15 protein-coding genes are annotated in these 18,803 nt (G+C 60.6%); 12 read left to right on the top strand and 3 right to left on the bottom strand.

Going from position 1 to position 18,803, the window contains the following annotated elements; translation table 11 throughout:
* Positions 1-39 precede the first annotated feature (39 nt).
* The 5 genes from AB7M26_RS05440 (at position 40) to AB7M26_RS05460 (ending at position 6,343) form a co-directional block, all read left to right on the top strand.
* Positions 40-891 (top strand): class I SAM-dependent methyltransferase, encoded by an 852-nt coding sequence (locus AB7M26_RS05440; RefSeq protein WP_259698684.1) that lies wholly within the window; start codon positions 40-42, stop codon positions 889-891.
* Positions 888-2,036, top strand: a complete 1,149-nt coding sequence (locus tag AB7M26_RS05445) for an acyltransferase family protein (protein WP_123495632.1) — start codon at positions 888-890, stop codon at positions 2,034-2,036. The genes AB7M26_RS05440 and AB7M26_RS05445 overlap by 4 nt, the downstream gene beginning before the upstream one ends.
* The gene (locus tag AB7M26_RS05450; protein WP_123495634.1) at positions 2,030-2,866 is read left to right on the top strand and encodes a class I SAM-dependent methyltransferase; all 837 of its coding nucleotides are present in this window, start codon (positions 2,030-2,032) and stop codon (positions 2,864-2,866) included. The genes AB7M26_RS05445 and AB7M26_RS05450 overlap by 7 nt, the downstream gene beginning before the upstream one ends.
* A 161-nt stretch (positions 2,867-3,027) precedes the next feature.
* Positions 3,028-4,224 (top strand): DUF3142 domain-containing protein, encoded by a 1,197-nt coding sequence (locus AB7M26_RS05455; RefSeq protein WP_123495636.1) that lies wholly within the window; start codon positions 3,028-3,030, stop codon positions 4,222-4,224.
* Positions 4,211-6,343, top strand: coding sequence for a hypothetical protein (locus AB7M26_RS05460; protein ID WP_123495639.1), 2,133 nt, complete (start codon positions 4,211-4,213; stop codon positions 6,341-6,343). Before AB7M26_RS05455 ends, AB7M26_RS05460 begins: the two co-directional genes overlap by 14 nt.
* Positions 6,344-6,367: 24 nt before the next feature.
* Here AB7M26_RS05460 and AB7M26_RS05465 read toward each other — a convergent pair whose 3' ends face one another.
* Positions 6,368-6,997 (bottom strand): LysE family translocator, encoded by a 630-nt coding sequence (locus AB7M26_RS05465; RefSeq protein WP_123495641.1) that lies wholly within the window; start codon positions 6,995-6,997, stop codon positions 6,368-6,370.
* A gap of 145 nt (positions 6,998-7,142) precedes the next feature.
* Between AB7M26_RS05465 and AB7M26_RS05470 the strand changes: the two genes are divergently transcribed.
* A complete protein-coding gene (locus AB7M26_RS05470; protein WP_007896573.1) occupies positions 7,143-7,616 on the top strand; it encodes an Lrp/AsnC family transcriptional regulator in 474 nt (157 codons plus the stop codon).
* Positions 7,617-7,737: 121 nt separating this feature from the next.
* Here AB7M26_RS05470 and lpdA read toward each other — a convergent pair whose 3' ends face one another.
* Positions 7,738-9,138, bottom strand: a complete 1,401-nt coding sequence (gene lpdA / locus AB7M26_RS05475; protein WP_123495643.1) for a dihydrolipoyl dehydrogenase — start codon at positions 9,136-9,138, stop codon at positions 7,738-7,740.
* 207 nt (positions 9,139-9,345) lie between these two features.
* On the opposite strand from lpdA, the gene hflK (AB7M26_RS05480) reads away from it, so the two are divergent.
* The 5 genes from hflK (AB7M26_RS05480) to cfaB all read left to right on the top strand — a co-directional run bounded on the left by hflK (AB7M26_RS05480) (position 9,346) and on the right by cfaB (position 16,705).
* Complete coding sequence (hflK, locus tag AB7M26_RS05480) at positions 9,346-11,310, top strand: protease modulator HflK (protein ID WP_123495723.1); 1,965 nt, start codon at positions 9,346-9,348, stop codon at positions 11,308-11,310.
* Positions 11,307-12,356: a protease modulator HflC gene (hflC, locus tag AB7M26_RS05485; RefSeq protein ID WP_123495645.1), complete on the top strand. Its 1,050-nt coding sequence runs from the start codon at positions 11,307-11,309 to the stop codon at positions 12,354-12,356. Before hflK (AB7M26_RS05480) ends, hflC begins: the two co-directional genes overlap by 4 nt.
* Complete coding sequence (gene hflK / locus AB7M26_RS05490; protein ID WP_123495647.1) at positions 12,353-13,411, top strand: protease modulator HflK; 1,059 nt, start codon at positions 12,353-12,355, stop codon at positions 13,409-13,411. The genes hflC and hflK (AB7M26_RS05490) overlap by 4 nt, the downstream gene beginning before the upstream one ends.
* Positions 13,408-15,318 (top strand): cation-translocating P-type ATPase, encoded by a 1,911-nt coding sequence (locus AB7M26_RS05495; protein WP_123495649.1) that lies wholly within the window; start codon positions 13,408-13,410, stop codon positions 15,316-15,318. The genes hflK (AB7M26_RS05490) and AB7M26_RS05495 overlap by 4 nt, the downstream gene beginning before the upstream one ends.
* Positions 15,319-15,517: 199 nt before the next feature.
* Complete coding sequence (gene cfaB / locus AB7M26_RS05500; protein ID WP_123495651.1) at positions 15,518-16,705, top strand: C17 cyclopropane fatty acid synthase CfaB; 1,188 nt, start codon at positions 15,518-15,520, stop codon at positions 16,703-16,705.
* Here the strand turns inward: cfaB and cls are convergent.
* A complete protein-coding gene (gene cls / locus AB7M26_RS05505; RefSeq protein WP_123495653.1) occupies positions 16,702-18,141 on the bottom strand; it encodes a cardiolipin synthase in 1,440 nt (479 codons plus the stop codon). The genes cfaB and cls overlap by 4 nt on opposite strands.
* 131 nt (positions 18,142-18,272) lie before the next feature.
* Here cls and AB7M26_RS05510 point away from each other — a divergent pair, with 131 nt between their 5' ends.
* Positions 18,273-18,794 (top strand): DUF3617 domain-containing protein, encoded by a 522-nt coding sequence (locus AB7M26_RS05510; RefSeq protein ID WP_008007839.1) that lies wholly within the window; start codon positions 18,273-18,275, stop codon positions 18,792-18,794.
* The last annotated feature ends 9 nt before the right edge of the window (positions 18,795-18,803 follow it).

Consider the following 18,803-nt stretch of genomic DNA (forward strand, 5'->3'; position numbering starts at 1 on the left):
GTTGATCGCGTGGCGGCCCAACTCCAGCGCAAGGATGAGATTGCCGTGCAAGCGGCGAACGTCTTCGAAGGCGCTGCCTCGCCCCGCGACTGCGGCTTGCGCGATGCGGTACTTGATGGTTGGTTTCTCAACGACAGCGGTGAGCTGCTCAAGGGCTTCGCTATCACGGCGCACGACACGTTCCTGGATGTGGGGTGTGGCGAGGGTGGTTCAACGCTGTTTGCCGTGCGTCAGGGCGCTTCAGTGATATTCACCGACAGCGAGCTGGACAAGGTCCAGGACCTTGCCCGACGCGTCAGGGCGGAATCTGGCATAGCCAGCCTTGGATTGGTCAGTAACAGTCTGCCGCTACCGTTGCGCGACGGCTGCGCGAGCAAGATTGTCTGCACTGAAGTGCTTGAGCATGTCGATGAGCCCGAGCAGTTCATGGCTGAGCTGGTGCGCATGGGACGCCCGGGTGCGCAATATTTGATCAGTGTTCCGGATCCGGTGGGTGAGCACTTGCAAAAAGGCATCGCGCCGCCGAGTTACTACCAGTCGCCCAACCATATCCAGATCTTTTCCCGTGAGCGCTTTACCGAGCTTGTCGAGAACGCAGGACTGGTCATCGAGCACCGTCAATCCAGCGGTTTTTTCTGGGTCATGGGCATGATTTTTTTCTGGGCCAGCGAACGCGCCGGGGGCAACGATCTCAGTGGTGCCGTTCGTGACCGGATTCACGCGCCATACCCCCCTCTGATGGAGAGCTGGGCGAGAACCTGGCAAGACCTGCTGGCGCAACCCAACGGTCTGGCGATCAAGCAGATGCTTGATCAGTTCATGCCCAAGAGTCAGGTGATCATCGCCCGCAAACCGGTGGAGGCTGAGGCAACGTCCAGGAGGACGGCATGAGCAACAAACGGATCATGGATATCGAGTTGTTGCGGGGCATTGCGGTGCTTGGTGTGTTGTTCCATCACCTGCAAATCAACTTGTTCCCGTCGCCACTGCTGCAGACCATCAATGTCTATGGGCAATTGTGGTGGGGCGTGGATCTGTTTTTTGCCATCTCTGGATTCGTCATCGCGCGCAATCTGATACCGGCGTTGCAAGGCTGCAATACGCGCCAGGATTACTGGTGGCAGATTCGCAACTTCTGGCTGCGCCGAGCTTTTCGTTTGTTGCCTTCAGCGTGGTTGTGGTTGACGTTGACGCTGCTGGCCTGTGTGTTTCTCAACCGCTCCGGCGCGTTCGGTTCGCTCCATGCCAATGTGCAGGCCACCCTGGCCGGGCTGGCGCAATACGCTAATTTCCGTTTCGCCGACAGTTTCCTTCACTACGAATACGGTGCCAGTTTCGTTTACTGGAGCCTGTCTCTGGAGGAGCAGTTCTACCTATTGTTTCCGTTGATGATTCTGCTCTGCCGCAAGTACCTGGCTTGGGCGCTGTTGGCGCTGGTGGCGGTGCAGCTATTAACGTCGCGCACGCCGATGTTGATGGTGGTGCGAACCGATGCACTGGCCCTCGGCGTGTTGTTGGCCATGTGGAGTGTGCAACCTGGATATCGGCGCTGGGAACCGACGTTCTTGCGTCGGCCGTGGGTTGGCGTCTCGGTGCTGGCGGTCATTGTCGCGCTGCTGAGTATGCTGGCGACCGATCGTTTTCAACCTACCCATTACCGTGTCGGCGTTATCGCGGTGTTCAGTGCGGTGCTGGTTTGGGTAGCGTCCTACAACCGTGATTACCTGATACCCCGTGGATTGCTGAAAAATCTGATGACTTGGGTCGGCAGCCGTTCCTACGGGATTTACCTGATCCACATCCCGGCCTACTTTCTGGTGCGCGAATTTACCTTTCGCTTGCAGGCGGCCGGTCTGCCCAGCCCGGCCGGCGAGCCGATCCTGATGTTGCTCATCGCTTGCGGGCTGATCGTCCTATTGAGTGAATTCAACTACCGCTTCATTGAAATGCCCCTGCGTAATCGCGGCGCCTCGCTGGTGCAACATTTGGGCGCGTCCCGAACCGCCATCCCATCCTCTGGAGCCACCTCATGCTGAGCCTTTTGAAGAAACTCACGGGCACCTCCGCTGCTGCACAGCCGCTGACGCCAGTACCGTCGGTCCCGGACAAAGTCGACCCGTTCATGCTCGGCCTGCACGACGCGACGCTCAGCGGCTGGTTCAACCAGCAAACTAACGAGCTGTTTACCGGTTTCCCGGTCAGCCCCGAGGACACGCTGCTGGATGTGGGCTGTGGTGACGGGGGCAACGTGCATTTCTGCGGCATGCGCGGGGCGAAGATCATCATTGCCGACATCGACGCCGCCAAGGTCGAAGCGACTCGTCAGCGCCTGAGCGACACGCCGGCACGGGGCGTCGAGTGCCACGTCACGGACTGCAATCCGCTGCCGATTGCCGACGCGACCGCGACCCGGGTGGTGTCCACCGAGGTTATCGAGCACGTCGACGATCCGGCGCAGTTCCTCGCCGAACTGGTGCGGGTCGGCAAGCCCGGGGCGCTGTATTTGCTCAGTGTTCCGCACCCCAGTTCCGAAGATCTGCAAAAAGACATCGCCGCGCCGGAGTATTTCCAGAAGCCCAACCACATCCGCATCATCAGCGAAGAGCAGTTCAAGGCGATGGTCAGCGATGCCGGCCTGGAAGTCATCAGCCACAGCCAGTACGGGTTCTATTGGTCGATGTGGATGTTGTTGTTCTGGGAGGCCAAGGTCGATTTCAGCAACGCCGACCATCCGCTGCTCAACCATTGGGCCGACACCTGGCAAGCCGTTCTGTCCTCGCCACGGGGAGCGCAGATTAAACAGGCGCTGGATGCGGTAGTGGCGAAAAGTCAGGTGATCATTGCCCGCAAGCCAATGGCTGAGTAGGCTGCCGGGAATTCGTATTCGATCAATTGTGGCGAGGGAGCTTGCTCCCGTTGGGCTGCGAAGCAGCCCCTTCATTTCATCAGACACACCTATGGGCTGCATTTGCGACTGCTGCGCAGCCGAGCGGGAGCAAGCTCCCTCGCCACAGAGGATGAGGGCTCATTGTGTTTTTCATTCGCCTGTCGGCCTTGCTTGCCGCATTGCTGTTGCTCAACGGTTGCGAGCGACCGGACGCGCCGCCGCTCGATCAGCAACTCTACGTCTGGCAACGCCAATGGACGCCGGCCCATGACGCCGCGTTGCGCGACAGCCGCGCCGAATTCTCGACCTTGCGTGTACTGGCCTTGCAGGCGTTTGCGCAGGCCGGCTGGAGCCGGGCGCGGATCGATCCGGCGCTGCTCAAGCGTGATGGTCGACCGCTGATAGCGGTGATTCGTCTGGATGGCCAGCTCAAGGGGCTGGATCAGGACGAGGTCACGGCGCACATCCAGCAGGTGCTCAGCGATTGGCAAGGGCAGGGGTTGATCCTCTCCGGCGTGGAAATCGACCACGATGCGGGCAACGCTCGGCTACCGGCCTACCGCGAATTCCTCACGCATTTGCGCGCCGCTCTGCCCGCTTCCTTGCCACTGAGCATCACCGCGTTGCCGGCCTGGCTCGACAGCCCTGAATTGCCGGCGCTGCTGGCGACGGTCGACAGCAGCGTCTTGCAGGTGCACGCGGTGAGCGATCCACGGCGTGGCTTGTTCGACCCGGATCAGGCACGGCAGTGGGCCAAAGCCTGGAGCAGTATCACCTCGAAACCGTTTTATCTGGCGCTACCGGCTTATGGCGTGGCGTTGTTGCCAGGGGCCAGTGGCGCGCCGGTCGTGGAAAGCGAAGTGCCCATCGAGCGGGGCGGCAAACGCCGGGAGTTACTGGCGGATCCGCTGCAACTGAGCAAACTCGGCGCCGAGTTGCGCGCCGATCCACCGGCTCATCTGGCCGGGCTGATCTGGTTTCGCCTGCCGCTGGCCAATGATCGCAGGGCCTGGAGCCTGACGACGCTCATCGCCGTGGCGCGCGGCGATACGCTCGACAGCCGCGTGGGGCTGAAGCTCTCGGCGCAGGACGGCCTCTACGACATCAGCGTCAGCAACCAAGGCAACCTCGACAGCGCCTGGCCCGAACGCCTGACATTGGCGGTGCAGGGCTGCGATGGCGCCGATGCATTGGCCGGTTATGCATTGCAACAGCGCCCGGATCTGCTTACCTTCACCCGCCTGCGCGAGGGGCGAATCCCGGCCGGCGGGCAGCGCGCCATTGGTTGGGCACGCTGCGCAACTATTGATCAAGGAGGTTCGAATGTTCACCCGTAACTGGCCCCGCCATGTGCTTTGCCTGAGCCTCAGCCTGCCGTTGGGTTCGGCGTTGGCCTGCGGGCCGGACTTCCCCATGCGCCTGCTGGACAACCGTGGCCAGTCGCTGGCGGAACTGCCGGAAGGCAACTTCAACTTCGAGATCAGTCGCCTCGGGCATGCCATCGCGGGACTGAAAAATGTCACGGCTGCCACCAATATTCCGGGGGACGGTTACGGCGATGGACCGGATTACACGGGTCAGCGCAACACCGCCGAACAGGCCGGTTTGACACCTGAGCAGCAAGCGCTGGTGCAACAGCTGCGTAGCCTGACCGATGCCCGTCAGGTTGAAGAGCAAGGCGCGAGCCTGCCGGCCGAGCACATGTTCTATCTGGCGGGCGCGGTGGCGTTCAACGCGGGTGACCATGGTTTGGCCGCTGAATATTTTCAGAAAGTGCTGGCGCTGCCGGCGGATCAACGCGCGTTGCGCAGTACCTGGGCGGCTTACTCGTTGGGGCGGACACTGTTTGCCATGAGTTCAGAGGCGGGCGCAGGTCCTGACCTGTTGGCTCAATCCCGAAAGGCTTTCGAGCAAACTCGTCAGCTGAGTATCGACGGCTTCAGCGACCCGCTGGAACTGGGTGTTGCCAGCCTCGGCGAAGAAGCGCGAGTGGCCCGCACCGCTGGCGATTGGGACAGCGCCATCGAACTCTACGCCACGCAGAACCTCCACGGTTCGGCGGTGGGCTACAGCTCGTTGAAGTTGTTGATGGCTGATCTGATGGTAATGCCCGACGATCAACTGGCCGTGTTGCTCAAGGGCAAAGCGGTGCAGCAACTGGTGACGGCGTCGTTGATCAGTCGACTGGGCTGGTCATTCGGTGATCAGCCGCCAAGCGAACAGAAACTGATCAAGCTGCTGCAAAACAGCACCCGTGGCAGCCTGGATAACGCGGATCGCCTGGCGGCGATGAACTATCAGCAGGGCGATTACGCCAGTGCCAAGGCCTTCCTCGAACAGGCCGGTGACGGCGGCCTCGCATGGTGGCTGCGGGCGAAACTCGCGTTGCGTGATGGCGACAAAGGCGCTGCTGCTGCGGCCTACGCCAAGGCCGCCCAGGCCTTCCCGCAGAACGAGTCTTGGGGCGAGCGACGGACCCCGGACTGGGATTACGAAACGGTGCAGCCCAAGTGCCGGGTCGACGGCGAAAGCGCAATCCTGGCCCTGCAACGCGGCGATTATCTGCAAGCCTTTGATCAGCTCTATCGCAGCCAGAACATTTACTGGTACGACGCGGCCACCGTTGCCGAGCGGGTGCTGACCCTCGATGAACTCAAGCAGTACGTCGACACTCAGGTGCCCGCACCGCCACCGCTCAGCCAGCAGGATCGCGACAATTATGTGCCGTTGTCGGTAGCCGCGAACCTGCGCAATTTGCTCGGGCGGCGCCTGTTGCGTGAAGGGCGTTATGACGAAGCGCCGGAGTATTTTGATAACTCAGATTTGCAGGCCAAAGCCAGGTGGTATGGGCAGCTGCGCGAGGAGGCTGAATCCAAATGGTGGCCGACCAAACGGGCATTCGCTTACTACTACGCCGCGACAGTGGCCCGCTACGATGGGATGGAGTTATTGGGCTACGAAATGTCCCCGGATTACGCGACCTTCGGCGGCAATTACAGTCTGGAGGCTCCCGATCTCAAGGTCGGGCCGCTGATAGCCGAGGGTGAGGTGCAGCGTCGGCAAGCCACGGTGGCGCAACCGGATGAACGTTTCCATTACCGTTATATCGCCACAGCCTTGGCGAGTAAGGCCGCTGATCACCTTCCCCATACCAGTCAGGCGTTTGCTTCAGTGCTGTGCAAGGCTTCAACGTGGGGTACCAGCCTGCAAGAGCAAAGCGCGTTCTACCGCCGTTACGTAGAGGAGGGACCGTATGTGATCTGGGCCGGTGATTTCGGTCATCAATGCCAAGATCCAGACTTCCAGAGCGCTGATAAGCGTTATGTGACTCAAGCCACCGATGCTGCGCGATCTGTTCTGCGGCCCTACAAAAAACCATTGCAGATCGGCGCAGTGTTAGCGATTACGGCAGCGGCGCTGTTATTGATCAGTCGCCGCCGTCGCAGAGCGCGATAACCTTCAAGCCTCAAGCCTCAAGCCTCAAGCCTGCTGCACAAAGGTCAGCCGCACCGCGAAGCCGATCAGCAGGCTGCCGAACAACCACTGTTGCACCCGTTGGGCCGATGGACTGCGTTGCAGCCAGCGGCCCAGTGCGGCGCCGACCAGCGCGTAGGCGCTGTCGAACAACAAACCGACACCGACCAGCATCACGCCCAGCGTTGCAAATTGCGCGAGCACTGGCCCGGCGTGAGGTTCGATGAACTGCGGCAACAGCACCGAACAGAACAGCAGCGCCTTGGGGTTGAGCAGATTGGTCAGCAAACCGCGCCGGATCGCCTCGCGCCAATGCGATTTTTCAGTCGTGGAACCTGCACTGTTCAAGCTCGGCAGCATCGTGGTTCGCACGCACTGAATGCCGATCCACAGCAGGTACGCGGCCCCGACCAGGCGCACCACGTCGAAGGTCCAGGGTGCCGTCTTGAACAGTGCCGCCAAACCCAGCGCCGCCAAGGCCACATGACAACCACGCGCTATGCCCAGCCCCAACGCGGTGGCCAGCGCTGCGCTTTTGCCCTGACGCGCGCCGGTCTGCAACAGCAGAATCATGTCCGGGCCCGGCAACAGGTACACCACCGCCAGCGCCATGAAAAACAGCCAGAGTCCTGCCATGTTGCACCCCATTCGGTGTCGATTTGGTGAGGTCAGTCTATGGCTGAAGAGCAGGGCAGGTGGTTGCGTAGTCAGCTTCTAAAGCTTCGATATTTGGCATAACCTGCCCTTTTGTGATGATCGAACCATCGGGATCTGCCAAACCATGAAACTGGACGCCTACGACCGCAAGATTCTCGCGGCGCTGCAACGGGACGGTCGCCTGAGCAACGTGCAATTGGCCGACGAGATTGGCCTGTCTGCCTCGCCTTGTTTGCGTCGGGTACGGATGCTGGAAGAGGCGGGAGTGATTCGCGGCTATCAGGCCAATCTGGATCGAGATGAAGTGGGCCTTGGGCTGACGGTGTTTGTCGGGGTCAAAGTCGAACGCCACAACGATGAACAGGCCGAAGCCTTTCGCCTGGCCGTGACGGCATTGCCTGAGGTGATTTCGGCGTTCCTGGTGTCAGGGGAATCGGATTTTCTGCTGCAAGTAGTGGTGCCGGATTTGCGCGCCTATGACCGTTTTCTCACCGGGCGATTGCTGAAACTGCCGGGTGTGAGCGACATTCGCAGCAACTTTGCGATTCACACGGTGAAGACCCCGGGGGCGTTGCCGCTGGGGCATTTGCCGCTTTAGATCGCGTCGACTGCATCGCGAGCAGGCTCGCTCCCACATTGGTTTTGTGAACGCCACAGATCAAATGTGGGAGCGAGCCTGCTCGCGATAGCGGTAGTTCAGTCTCCATCAACCTCCAGGCTTACATCTGTGTCGCCATCCCCTCCACATCCATTGCCGCCTGGCGCAATGCCTCGGAGCGGGTCGGGTGTGGGTGACAAGTCAGGGCGATGTCTTCGGCCGAGGCGCTGAACTCCATGGCAACGCAATATTCGCCAATCATTTCACTGACGCTCGGGCCCACAAGGTGCACGCCGAGGACTTCGTCGGTGCGCTCATCGGCCAGTACTTTGGCGAAGCCTTCGGTTTCGTGGTTGATCTTCGCCCGGCTGTTGGCGGTGAAGGGAAACTTGCCGACCTTATAGGCGCGACCTTCGGCTTTCAGCTGTTCTTCGGTCTTGCCGACGCTGGCCAGCTCCGGTTTGGTGTAGATCACGCTGGGGATCAGGTCGTAGTTGACCTCACCGGCCTTGCCGACGATTTGCTCGATGCAGGCCATGGCTTCGTCTTCGGCCTTGTGGGCGAGCATCGGCCCAGACGTGACATCACCGATCACCCAGACGCCAGCTGCCTCGGTGCGGTGGCCCTTATTGGCGAGCATGCCGCGTTTGTCGGTGGCGAGACCGACGTTTTCCAGCCCCAGGCCTTGGGTATAAGGGCGTCGACCAATGGCCACTAACACGTAATCGGCTTCAAGTAACTCGGCGGTGCCACCCGCGGCCGGTTCGACGCTGAGCTGAACACCACTCGCCGATGTCGTGGCGCTGGTGACTTTCGAACTCAACTTGAAGCTGATGCCTTGCTTGCTCAATGAGCGCTGAAGGGTCTTGCCCGCTTCGCCATCTACACCGGGGCAGATCCGATCGAGAAATTCGACCACCGTCACTTGGGCACCCAGGCGCCGCCATACCGAGCCCAGCTCCAGGCCGATCACCCCGGCACCGATCACCACCAAGTGCTTCGGTACTTCGGCCAGCGACAGTGCGCCGGTGGAGTCGAGGATGCGTTTGTTATCGATGTCCACGCCGGGCAGGGGAGTGGGTTCGGAACCGGTGGCGATAATGATGTCCTTGGCGCTCAGCTCGGTCTTGGTGCCCTGGCTGTCGGTCACCGTGACTTTGCCCGGCCCGTCGATGTGGCCCCAGCCCTTGATCCAGTCGACTTTGTTTTTGCGAAACAGAAACTCGATGCCCTTGGTCAGCCCGGTAACGCTTTCATCTTTCTGTTTCATCATTTGAACAAGGTTGAGGACAGGTTTGACCTCAATCCCCAGGTTGGCAAATTCCGCCCCCATGGCCGCGTCGTAGAGTTCGGAGGCATGCAGCAGGGCTTTGGACGGCATGCAGCCGACATTCAGGCAGGTCCCGCCCAGGGTGGCGCGGCCTTCCACGCAGGCTGCTTTCAGACCCAGCTGGCCGGCGCGGATCGCTGCGTTATAACCGCCGGGGCCTGCGCCCAGAATCACGACGTCATAGGTGCTCATGGTGGTACTCCTGGTGAAAGGGGCAGGATCGATAAAAGTAGTCTTTGATAAAAATTACGAACGTAATATGTGCGTTTCGAGCCATTTCGGTCAAGGCTTCAGCTTAGCGACAGGTCCGGCGCTTTTAGATAGAGCGATTTACGACGAATATTTCACCACTTTCGTTATATCGTAACGAATTGTGATGTGAGCGATGGCTGGGGTGGTATGCAAGTCGATCTCGATGGCGATGGGGCACAAATAGCAGCGCTGCCGCGCTTTCAGCAGGCGGTCGTTCAAGGGCGTCGATTGCGGCAATTCGCAATGGGTTTGGGAGCCTTGGCGGCGATCGGGCTGGTACTGGCGTTTTTTGTCGGGCTATTTGCACCGCAGTCGCTCTGGCCGGTGTTGTTGGTCAATCAGAGCGCCGGTTTGCTGGTGCTGGTCGCCGGCCTGCAATCGGCCTGGTGGGTAACGCAGTGGCGCGCACGGGCGATGAATCCGGCATTGTCGGTGCCGGTGGTTGTCGCTGAGGAAGTCGTTGCCGCTGAAGGCTGGTACGAGCGGTTGCTGGACCGGATCAGCCAACGTTGGTTGCGCTTGCTGGGGCAGATCGGTGCGCCGACGCTATGGTTGGCTGGCTGGGCGTTATTGACGTTGTACAGCATCGAGCAAGTCTGGAATCTGACCTTGCCGCCCGCCGCGCTGGGATTGTCGGCCAGTGTCGGCGCCACGCTATCGTTGCTGCTGGCTTTCGGTTTGCTGGTGCTGGAGCGGCAACTGGCACAGGAAAACGTCGTCCAGTGGCCCGAAGCAGGGCCGTTGGCGCAGCTCACGCGGGTCGCGATTATTTGCCTGGTGCTCAGCGCACTGTGTTTGTTGTTCGGCAGCGAAACATCGGTCTGGCCGGCGCGTCTGGCGGTGCTGATCGGCTTGCTGCCGGGGCTGGTCGCCGTCGAGTTGCTGCTGCGGGCCGTGTTGTCGTTGTTCAGTCCCCGTCGTGAACAGCTGGAACCGGCCTTGCTGGCTCGAAGCTTTGTCGCCGACATGCTGCGCTGGCCACCGCAGCCTTTGCTCGCATTGCAGCATGAGTTGCACAACCGCTTCGGTATCGACCTGCGGCAAATCTGGGCCTTTACCTACATGCGCCGGGCGTTTTTGCCGGTGCTGGCAGTGGTGGCTATCGTCGGTTGGTCGCTCACCGGCATTCACGAAATTCCCCTGCAAGGGCGCGGTATCTACGAGCGTTTCGGCAAACCGGTGGAGGTGTTTGGTCCCGGTTTGCACGCCGGTTTGCCGTGGCCGTTGGGCCGCGTGCTGAGCGTCGAGAACGGCGTGGTTCACGAGTTGGCCACCAGCGTGGGCGAAACGTCGGCACCGGTCGCGGCCGAACCTGCTGAAGGCCCGGCACCGGCGATTGCCAATCGATTGTGGGACGCCAGCCATGTGAACGATAAATCCCAGGTCATCGCCAGCAGCCGCGCCGACAAGCAGAGCTTCCAGATCGTCAACATGGACGTGCGCTTCGTCTATCGCATCGGCCTGAGCGATCAGGCGGCGCTGGCAGCAACGTACCACAGCGCCGATGTGCCAACGTTGATCCGCAGCACCGCCAGCCGGATTCTGGTGCACGATTTCGCCTCGCGAACCCTCGATGGTTTGCTCGGCGAGGACAGGGTAGGGCTGGCCGAAGAGATCGGCCGTGCCGTGCAGGCTGACCTGCAAAAACTCGACAGCGGCGTGGAAATTCTCGCCACGGTGGTCGAGGCCATCCACCCGCCAGCGGGGGCGGCCAACGCTTATCATGGCGTGCAAGCGGCGCAGATTGCAGCTCAGGCGTTGATCTCCCGCGAGCGCGGAGCAGCGGCGGAGGCGACCAACCAGGCGCAATTGCAGGCCAGCCTCGCTCACGATCAAGCCACGGCCAGTGCTCATGAAATCAACTCGACCGCTCAGGCCGCCGACCTGAAATTTACCGCCGAGCGAAAGGCTTATTCCAGCGCCGGCCAGGCCTTCGTGCTGGAGCAATACCTCAGCCAACTGACCCAAGGTTTGGCCAACGCCAAGCTGCTGGTTCTCGATCATCGTCTGGGCGGCAGCGGTAATGCGCCGACCATCGACCTACGTACATTCACGCTGCCGGCTGATCCTGCGCCGCCGCGTAATACCGTTCAGCCAGGAGCCGTCCATTGAGCCAGCCGACGCCTACACACAATCGCGATCACGATGACAACGCTGGCCACGATCACGGCCATGGCGGACATCACCACGGCCATCACCATCATCACCACGGTGATCCACACGAAGCTGGCCCTTTCCCGTGGCGGCGAATGGGTTGGGCGGCGTTGCTGGTGGCGTTTGCCATTGCGGCGGCGAGCCTGGTGCAAGTGCGCTCGGGGGAGGCCACGGTCATCACTCGCTTCGGCAATCCATCACGGGTGTTGCTGGAACCCGGTCTTGGCTGGCGCTGGCCGGCACCGTTCGAAGCGGCGATCCCGGTGGATCTGCGGCTGCGCACCACCTCCAGCGGTTTGCAGGATGTGGGCACGCGCGATGGTTTGCGCATCATCGTGCAAGCTTACGTGGCCTGGCAGGTGCAAGGTGATCCGGACAACGTGCAACGCTTTATGCGCGCCGTACAGAACCAGCCGGACGAAGCCGCGCGGCAGATCCGCACCTTTGTCGGTTCGGCGCTGGAAACCACCGCCAGCAGTTTCGATCTGGCCAATTTGGTGAACACCGATGCCAACCAAGTGCGCATCGCCGATTTTGAAGCGCAACTGCGTCAACAGATCGATCAACAGTTGCTCACCACCTATGGCGTGCGAGTGCTGCAAGTCGGCATCGAGCGTTTGACCTTGCCGTCGGTGACGCTCACCGCGACGGTCGATCGCATGCGCGCCGAGCGTGAAACAATCGCCACTGAACGCACGGCCATCGGCAAGCGTGAAGCTGCGCAAATTCGCTCGGCGGCCGAGCGTGATGCGCGAATCGTGCAAGCCGATGCGACGGTGAAAGCTGCGGACATCGAAGCCCAATCCCGCGTCGAAGCGGCGCAGATATACGGCCGTGCCTATGCCGGTTCGCCGCAGCTCTACAACTTGCTGCGCTCTCTCGACACCTTGGGCACTATCGTCACGCCGGGCACCAAACTGATTTTGCGTACCGATGCGGCGCCATTTCGGGTGTTGGTTGACGGTCCGCCGACGCTCGATAACAAGTCCGGGTCGCAGCCATGAGTTTAGTTCCACGTGGAACAAATGAGTTGAGCAGCCCCTGGATTCAGGCCGGGCGCTTGGCTTTTCTGGCGCTGTACGCCGTGACCGTGCTGGCTGCGCTGGCGTGGGCATTCTCCAATGTGCGGCAAATCGACCCGCAAAATCGTGCCGTGGTGCTGCACTTCGGCGCACTGGATCGGATTCAAAATGCCGGTTTGCTGTTGGCATGGCCGCGCCCGTTTGAGCAGGTAATCTTGTTGCCTGCGGCGGATCGGGTGATCGAGCGTCGGGTAGAAAGTCTGCTGCGCTCGGATGCTGCATTGCAGGCGGATCGAGTCGCGAGTTTCGCCACGCCCATCAGCGATGCGCTTGCCGGCTCCGGTTATCTGCTGACCGGTGATGCGGGCGTCGTGCAACTGGATGTGCGGGTGTTTTACAAAGTCACCGAACCCTATGCCTTCGTTCTTCAGGGTGAGCATGTGCTGCCGGCGCTGGATCGGCTGGTGACGCGCAGTGCCGTGGCGCTCACCGCCGCGCGCGACCTGGACACCATTCTGGTGGCTCGACCGGAACTGATCGGCGCCGACAATCAGGCCGCTGAGCGCCGCGAACGTCTACGTGGCGATCTGGTGCGGGGCATCAATCAACGCTTGGCCGAACTAACAGCAACCGGGCAGGGGATGGGCATTGAAGTGGCGCGGGTCGATGTACAATCGAGTCTGCCCGGCCCGGCGGTGAACGCGTTCAACGCAGTGTTGACCGCCAGCCAGCAGGCCGACAAAGCCGTGGCCAACGCGCGCACTGAAGCCGAGAAGCTGACTCAAAGCGCCAACGAACAAGCCGACCGCACGCTGCAAGTGGCTCACGCCCAAGCCAGCGAGCGCCTGGCCAAAGCCTCCGCCGACACCGCCACGGTACTGAGCTTGGCCAAGGCGCAACAGCAGGGCACTGACCCGCAAATGCTGCTGCGTATTTACCGTGAGCGGATGCCGAAGATTCTCGGGCAGGCCGGTTCGGTGACCACGGTTGATCCGAAAGACGATTCCCGCCTGATCATTCAGGGAGCTGCGCAATGACTGCCCAAACCGCCGCCGCGCCGAGCATGTTGTCCTCGGCTGAACAACGTAACGCCGCGCGCCAGTTGACCTTGGCCATGCTTGCTCTGGGCTTGCTTGCGCTAGGCTTGATCTGGCGCTGGTTGTCGCCGGAGCAGACCGGAGTCAGCCAATTGCTATTGGGTTTTGCGTCCTTGCTGGTAGCCGTGCCGGTCATGCGCTCGGCGTGGTACAGCCTGCGTTATCCGAGCTTGCACGGGATCACCGATCAACTGATCGCCCTGGCCATGCTCGGTGCCTGGGCCACAGGCGATCTACTCACTGCGGCGTTGCTGCCGATCATCATGATCTTCGGCCACGTGCTGGAAGAGCGCAGCGTGATCGGTTCCCAGGAAGCGATTCATGCCCTCGGCAAACTGACTCGCAGCCATGCACGCAAGATTCAGGCTGACGGTTCCGTCGTTGAAGTCGACAACGGCACCCTCAAGGCCGGTGACCTCGTGGAGGTGCGTGCTGGTGATCGCGTGCCGGCCGATGGCCGGGTGTTGTCCGGCCAGGCAAGCCTCGATACCGCATCGATTACCGGTGAGTCGGTGCCAATGGAGGCCGATGTGGGCATGTCGGTGTTCGGCGGGGCGATCAATCTCGATGGCCTGCTGCGCATTGAAGTGACCCGCACCGGTCACGAATCGACCTTGGGTAAAGTCATTGCGCTGATGCAAAGTGCCGAACGTTCCAAGCCGCCGATCACCCGTTTGCTCGAACGCTACGCCGGAAGCTACATGGTGCTGGTGTTGCTGCTGGCCGCCGTGACCTGGTTCGTCACCAACGATGCCCAAGCGATGCTCGCAGTGTTGGTCGCGGCTTGCCCTTGCGCGCTGGTGTTGTCGGCACCGGCCACGGCCATTGCCGGGGTGGCAGTGGCGGCTCGACACGGGATTCTGATTCGCAGCTCGGCGTTCCTCGAAGAGTTGGCTGACCTGACGTCGTTGGTGGTCGACAAGACCGGAACCCTGACATTCGGCACCTTGCGCCTGCAATCCATCGACAGTCCGCTGGAAGATCGCAGTCACGTACTGAAACTCGCCGCCAGCCTCGGTTCCGCCAGCAGTCACCCGGTCAGCCGCGCCTTGGCCGGGTTGGTCACTCAGGAACACTTTCTGCTGCTCTCTGACATTCATGAGCGTCAGGGGCTGGGTGTCGTGGCGATGACCGAGCAGGGCGAAGCGGCCCTCGGTCGTCCGGAGCTGTTCGCACAATTGGGCATCGCCACATCCGCTGTGCCCGAACACGACGGCCCGATTGCCGGGCTGGCACTCAACGGTGAATTTCTCGCCTGGCTGTTGCTCGCTGACAGTATCAAACCCGAGGCACGGTTTGCCCTGAGTGAGTTGCGTGAATTGGGTTTGGGTCGTCAGCTGTTGCTCACCGGGGATCGGCAAAGCGTTGCGCACACGCTGGCCCGGGATGTGGGCATCAGCGATGTCGAAGCCCAAGCCTTGCCCGAGGACAAACTCAATCGTGTGCTGAAAGAAATCGGCAGCGGATTCCGGCCGATGGTGGTGGGAGACGGTATCAACGATTCCCTGGCGCTCAAGGCTGGTGTGGTCGGCGTGGCCATGGGTGCAGGCGGTGCGGACATCGCGCTGGCCTCGGCCGATATCGTACTGATTGGTAGCGACCTGCGTCGACTCGGGACCTGCGTGCGCTTGAGTCGCCAATGCCGCCAGACCTTGCAAGTCAACGTGATTATCGGGTTGGGCTGGACCCTGGCCATCGTCGCGTTCGCCGCATTCGGCTGGCTTGGGGCGGCAGGGGCGATGATTGCCGCGCTGTTACACAACTTGAGCACGTTATTAGTGCTCGGGAATGCCGGGCGTTTGCTACGCTTTCAGGAACCCCTACTCAAGCTTAAGGATGAGGTGTGAGCGTCTACAACTTTTCAGAACTGTGTACCGGATTTGTAGTCATCTAGGGTAAGGCGGTCATTTTCAACGATCGCCCGTTGGATGGTTTCAGTGTTGCAGGCAACACCGGGAATAGAAAAAGGCTATTAATTCGATAGCCTGCTATTTTTCAAGGATGGTCTACCCTCAGATTTGACGTCTGAAACAAGGGGGACTTTTCATGCTCGCGCAACTTCCACCGGCCTTACAGAATCTGCAATTACCGCTTCGCTTGCGACTCTGGGACGGCCATGAGTTCAATCTGGGGCCGACGCCCAGCGTCACCATTGTGGTCAAGGATCCCCACATGGTTACCCAGTTCACCCATCCCAGCCTCGACGCGTTGGGGGCGGCGTTCGTCGAGGGCAAGCTGGAACTGGAAGGCTCCATCAGCGACGTGATTCGTGTCTGCGATGAGTGGAGTCAGGCGCTGATCAACGAAGATCAAGATGCACAACCGGTGCGCACGGTTCATGACAAAGAGACCGATGCCAAAGCCATCTCCTACCACTACGACCTCTCCAACGCGTTTTACCAACTGTGGCTCGACAGCGACATGGCGTATTCCTGCGCCTATTTCGAGACCGGCAGTGAAACCCTCGAGCAAGCCCAACAAGCCAAGTTTCGCCACCTTTGCCGCAAGCTGCGGTTGCAGCCAGGCGAATATCTGCTGGATGTCGGTTGCGGCTGGGGCGGGTTGGCGCGGTATGCGGCTCGTGAGTTCGGCGCCAAGGTGTTCGGGATCACACTGAGTAAGGAGCAATTGGCGCTGGCCCGTGAACGGGTGAAAGCCGAAGGCCTGGAGGATCAGATCGAATTGCAACTGCTCGACTACCGCGATTTGCCTCAGGACGGGCGCTTCGACAAGGTGGTCAGCGTCGGCATGTTCGAACACGTTGGCCATGCGAATCTTGCCGAGTACTGCAAAACCTTGTTCGGCGCGGTGAAAGAGGGTGGCCTGGTGATGAACCATGGGATCACCGCCAAGCACACCGATGGTCGTCCGGTTGGGCGTGGTGCTGGTGAATTCATTGAGAAGTACGTGTTCCCCAACGGCGAGCTGCCGCATCTGTCGATGATCTCGGCCGAGATCAGCGAAGCGGGGCTGGAGATTGTCGATGTCGAGAGCCTGCGCCTGCATTACGCGCGAACCCTGGACCACTGGAGCGAACGCCTGGAAGATAATCTGGAAGCCGCCGGCAAATTGGTGCCGGAGCAGGCTTTACGGATCTGGCGGTTGTACCTGGCAGGGTGCGCCTATGCCTTTGCCAGAGGCTGGATCAACCTGCATCAAATTCTCGCGGTGAAAACCCATCCCGATGGCAGCCATGAACTGCCCTGGACCCGCGACGACATTTACAACCCTTAAAGAATCGGTGAAATAAGCCGGGCGATCCGCATGCCGATCTGTTGCAGACGGTGGGTCTCCCGGCTTTCTTCTTTGGCGATTTCATGAGCCTGGGCGAAGTCATCGTTGAGCATCTGTTCCACTTCGGCAGCAAACGCACTGTCGACCGTCAGCAACATCACTTCGAAATTCAGCCGGAACGAACGGTTGTCCATGTTGGCGCTGCCAATGGCGCTGATTTCGCTGTCGATCAGCACCACTTTCTGATGCATGAACCCCGGCTGGTAACGGAACAGGCGTACGCCAGCACGTACGGCTTCGAAGGCGTAAAGGCTGGACGCGGCGTAGACGATCCGGTGATCCGCCCGCGACGGCAACAAAATCCGTACATCCACACCACGCAATACTGCCAGTCGTAACGCGGCGAACACCGCTTCGTCGGGGATGAAGTAAGGGGTGGTGATCCACACCCGTTCCATCGCCGCATGGATGGCTTCGACGAAGAATAGCGAACAGGTTTCGTAGGAATCCGCCGGGCCGGTGGCCAGCAATTGGCAGAGCACGCCGTCATCCGGATAAACCTCCGGCAGGATCAATGGTGGAAGCGAACGGGCTGCCCAGAACCAGTCTTCGGCAAAGGACTCCTGCATGCAGGCCACCACCGGCCCGCGCACTTGCACGTGGGTGTCGCGCCATGGCGCCAGGGGTGGTTTCTCGCCCATGTATTCGTCGCCGACGTTGAGCCCGCCGACAAAACCGACAATCCCGTCGACCACGACGATCTTGCGGTGGTTGCGGAAATTGACCTGAAAGCGGTTGAGCCAGCCGCTGCGGGTGGCGAAGGCTTTGACCTCGATACCGGCGTCGCGCAACGGTTGTACATAACCATGGGGCAGGGAGTGGCTGCCGATGCGGTCGTAGAGCAAGTAAATCGCCACGCCTTCGGCAGCTTTCTTGGTCAGCAAGGTGTGCAAGCGTTGGCCGAGGCGATCGTCGTGGATGATGAAGAACTGGATCAATACCGCTTGCCGGGCGTTACTGATGGCGTCGAAAATCGCATCGAAGGTGGCTTGGCCATCAATCAATAGGTGTACTTCGTTATTCGCCAGACACGGCATGCGCCCCAGTTTCGGCATGGCCCTCAACGACGCGTAGGCGCTGGAGGCACGAGCAGCCAGCGCCTCTTCTACCCAGGGGCGCCAGTTCAGCTCGGAGATTGCCTTGCGCATTTCCTCGTTGGCTTGCCGCCGGGCCTTGATATAGCCATCGAAGGTGCTGCGGCCGAAGACCAGATAAGGGATAAGCGTGAGGTAGGGAATGAACAGCAGTGACAGAGCCCAGGCGATCGAGCCCTGAGCGGTCCGAACGGTCAATACGGCATGGATGGCGGCAATCGAGCCCAGCGCGTGCAGCAGAGCGATCAGATAACCGAAAACATGCGGTCCAAAGTAATCCATGGGGCAGCCTTGCTCCTGAAGATTCAATGCTTAACAGACCATGTTCCGGGCAGAATGTCGCTATTTAATTGGCCCATGAACCGAAGCCCGTGGCTGACGTCTAACGGCCACTAATGATCAGGAGTTACTCGATGAACGTTCGTCTGCTGGGTTTGGCCATTGCGTTTGGTTTGACACTTCCTGTGGCTGCTCAGGCGCAGATGTTGCAGCCGGGCTTGTGGGAAATGACTTCAAGCAACATGAAGGTCGATGACCAGAACCTGCCCGATCTGCAACTGATCCTCGGCCAGATACAGAGTCAGATGACTCCTGAACAGCGTGCGCAGCTGGAGAAGCAGGGCATCACCATGGGCGGTAAAGGGATTCGGGCGTGTCTGACGCCTGAGCAGGTGAAGACCGACAACATTCCACTGACGGACCCACAATCGGGCTGCAAGCAGCAAATCACCGAACGTACCGGCAACCAGTGGAAATTCCGTTTCAGCTGCCCGAAAGCGCAAGGTGCGGGTGTCGCCACATTCCTCAGCGATCGTGAGTTCACCACCAAGGTCAACGGCACCTTCAACGCCACCGGCATTCAGCAGAAGGGTAGCCTCGATACTCGCGCTGTGTGGTTGGGCCAGGATTGCGGCACAGTGAAGCCAAGAGCCTAAAAGCATCGC

The organism is Pseudomonas sp. F-14 TE3482 (assembly GCF_053629455.1).

What these genes read in the sequence shown, in the direction of transcription:
- cls (WP_123495653.1), bottom strand. Translation starts at nt 18,141, where the DNA reads ATGGATTACTTTGGACCGCATGTTTTCGGTTATCTGATCGCTCTGCTG.
- AB7M26_RS05450 (WP_123495634.1), top strand. Translation starts at nt 2,030, where the DNA reads ATGCTGAGCCTTTTGAAGAAACTCACGGGCACCTCCGCTGCTGCACAG.
- AB7M26_RS05470 (WP_007896573.1), top strand. Translation starts at nt 7,143, where the DNA reads ATGAAACTGGACGCCTACGACCGCAAGATTCTCGCGGCGCTGCAACGG.
- AB7M26_RS05460 (WP_123495639.1), top strand. Translation starts at nt 4,211, where the DNA reads ATGTTCACCCGTAACTGGCCCCGCCATGTGCTTTGCCTGAGCCTCAGC.
- AB7M26_RS05465 (WP_123495641.1), bottom strand. Translation starts at nt 6,997, where the DNA reads ATGGCAGGACTCTGGCTGTTTTTCATGGCGCTGGCGGTGGTGTACCTG.
- AB7M26_RS05495 (WP_123495649.1), top strand. Translation starts at nt 13,408, where the DNA reads ATGACTGCCCAAACCGCCGCCGCGCCGAGCATGTTGTCCTCGGCTGAA.
- AB7M26_RS05510 (WP_008007839.1), top strand. Translation starts at nt 18,273, where the DNA reads ATGAACGTTCGTCTGCTGGGTTTGGCCATTGCGTTTGGTTTGACACTT.
- hflK (WP_123495723.1), top strand. Translation starts at nt 9,346, where the DNA reads ATGCAAGTCGATCTCGATGGCGATGGGGCACAAATAGCAGCGCTGCCG.
- hflK (WP_123495647.1), top strand. Translation starts at nt 12,353, where the DNA reads ATGAGTTTAGTTCCACGTGGAACAAATGAGTTGAGCAGCCCCTGGATT.
- AB7M26_RS05445 (WP_123495632.1), top strand. Translation starts at nt 888, where the DNA reads ATGAGCAACAAACGGATCATGGATATCGAGTTGTTGCGGGGCATTGCG.
- cfaB (WP_123495651.1), top strand. Translation starts at nt 15,518, where the DNA reads ATGCTCGCGCAACTTCCACCGGCCTTACAGAATCTGCAATTACCGCTT.
- lpdA (WP_123495643.1), bottom strand. Translation starts at nt 9,138, where the DNA reads ATGAGCACCTATGACGTCGTGATTCTGGGCGCAGGCCCCGGCGGTTAT.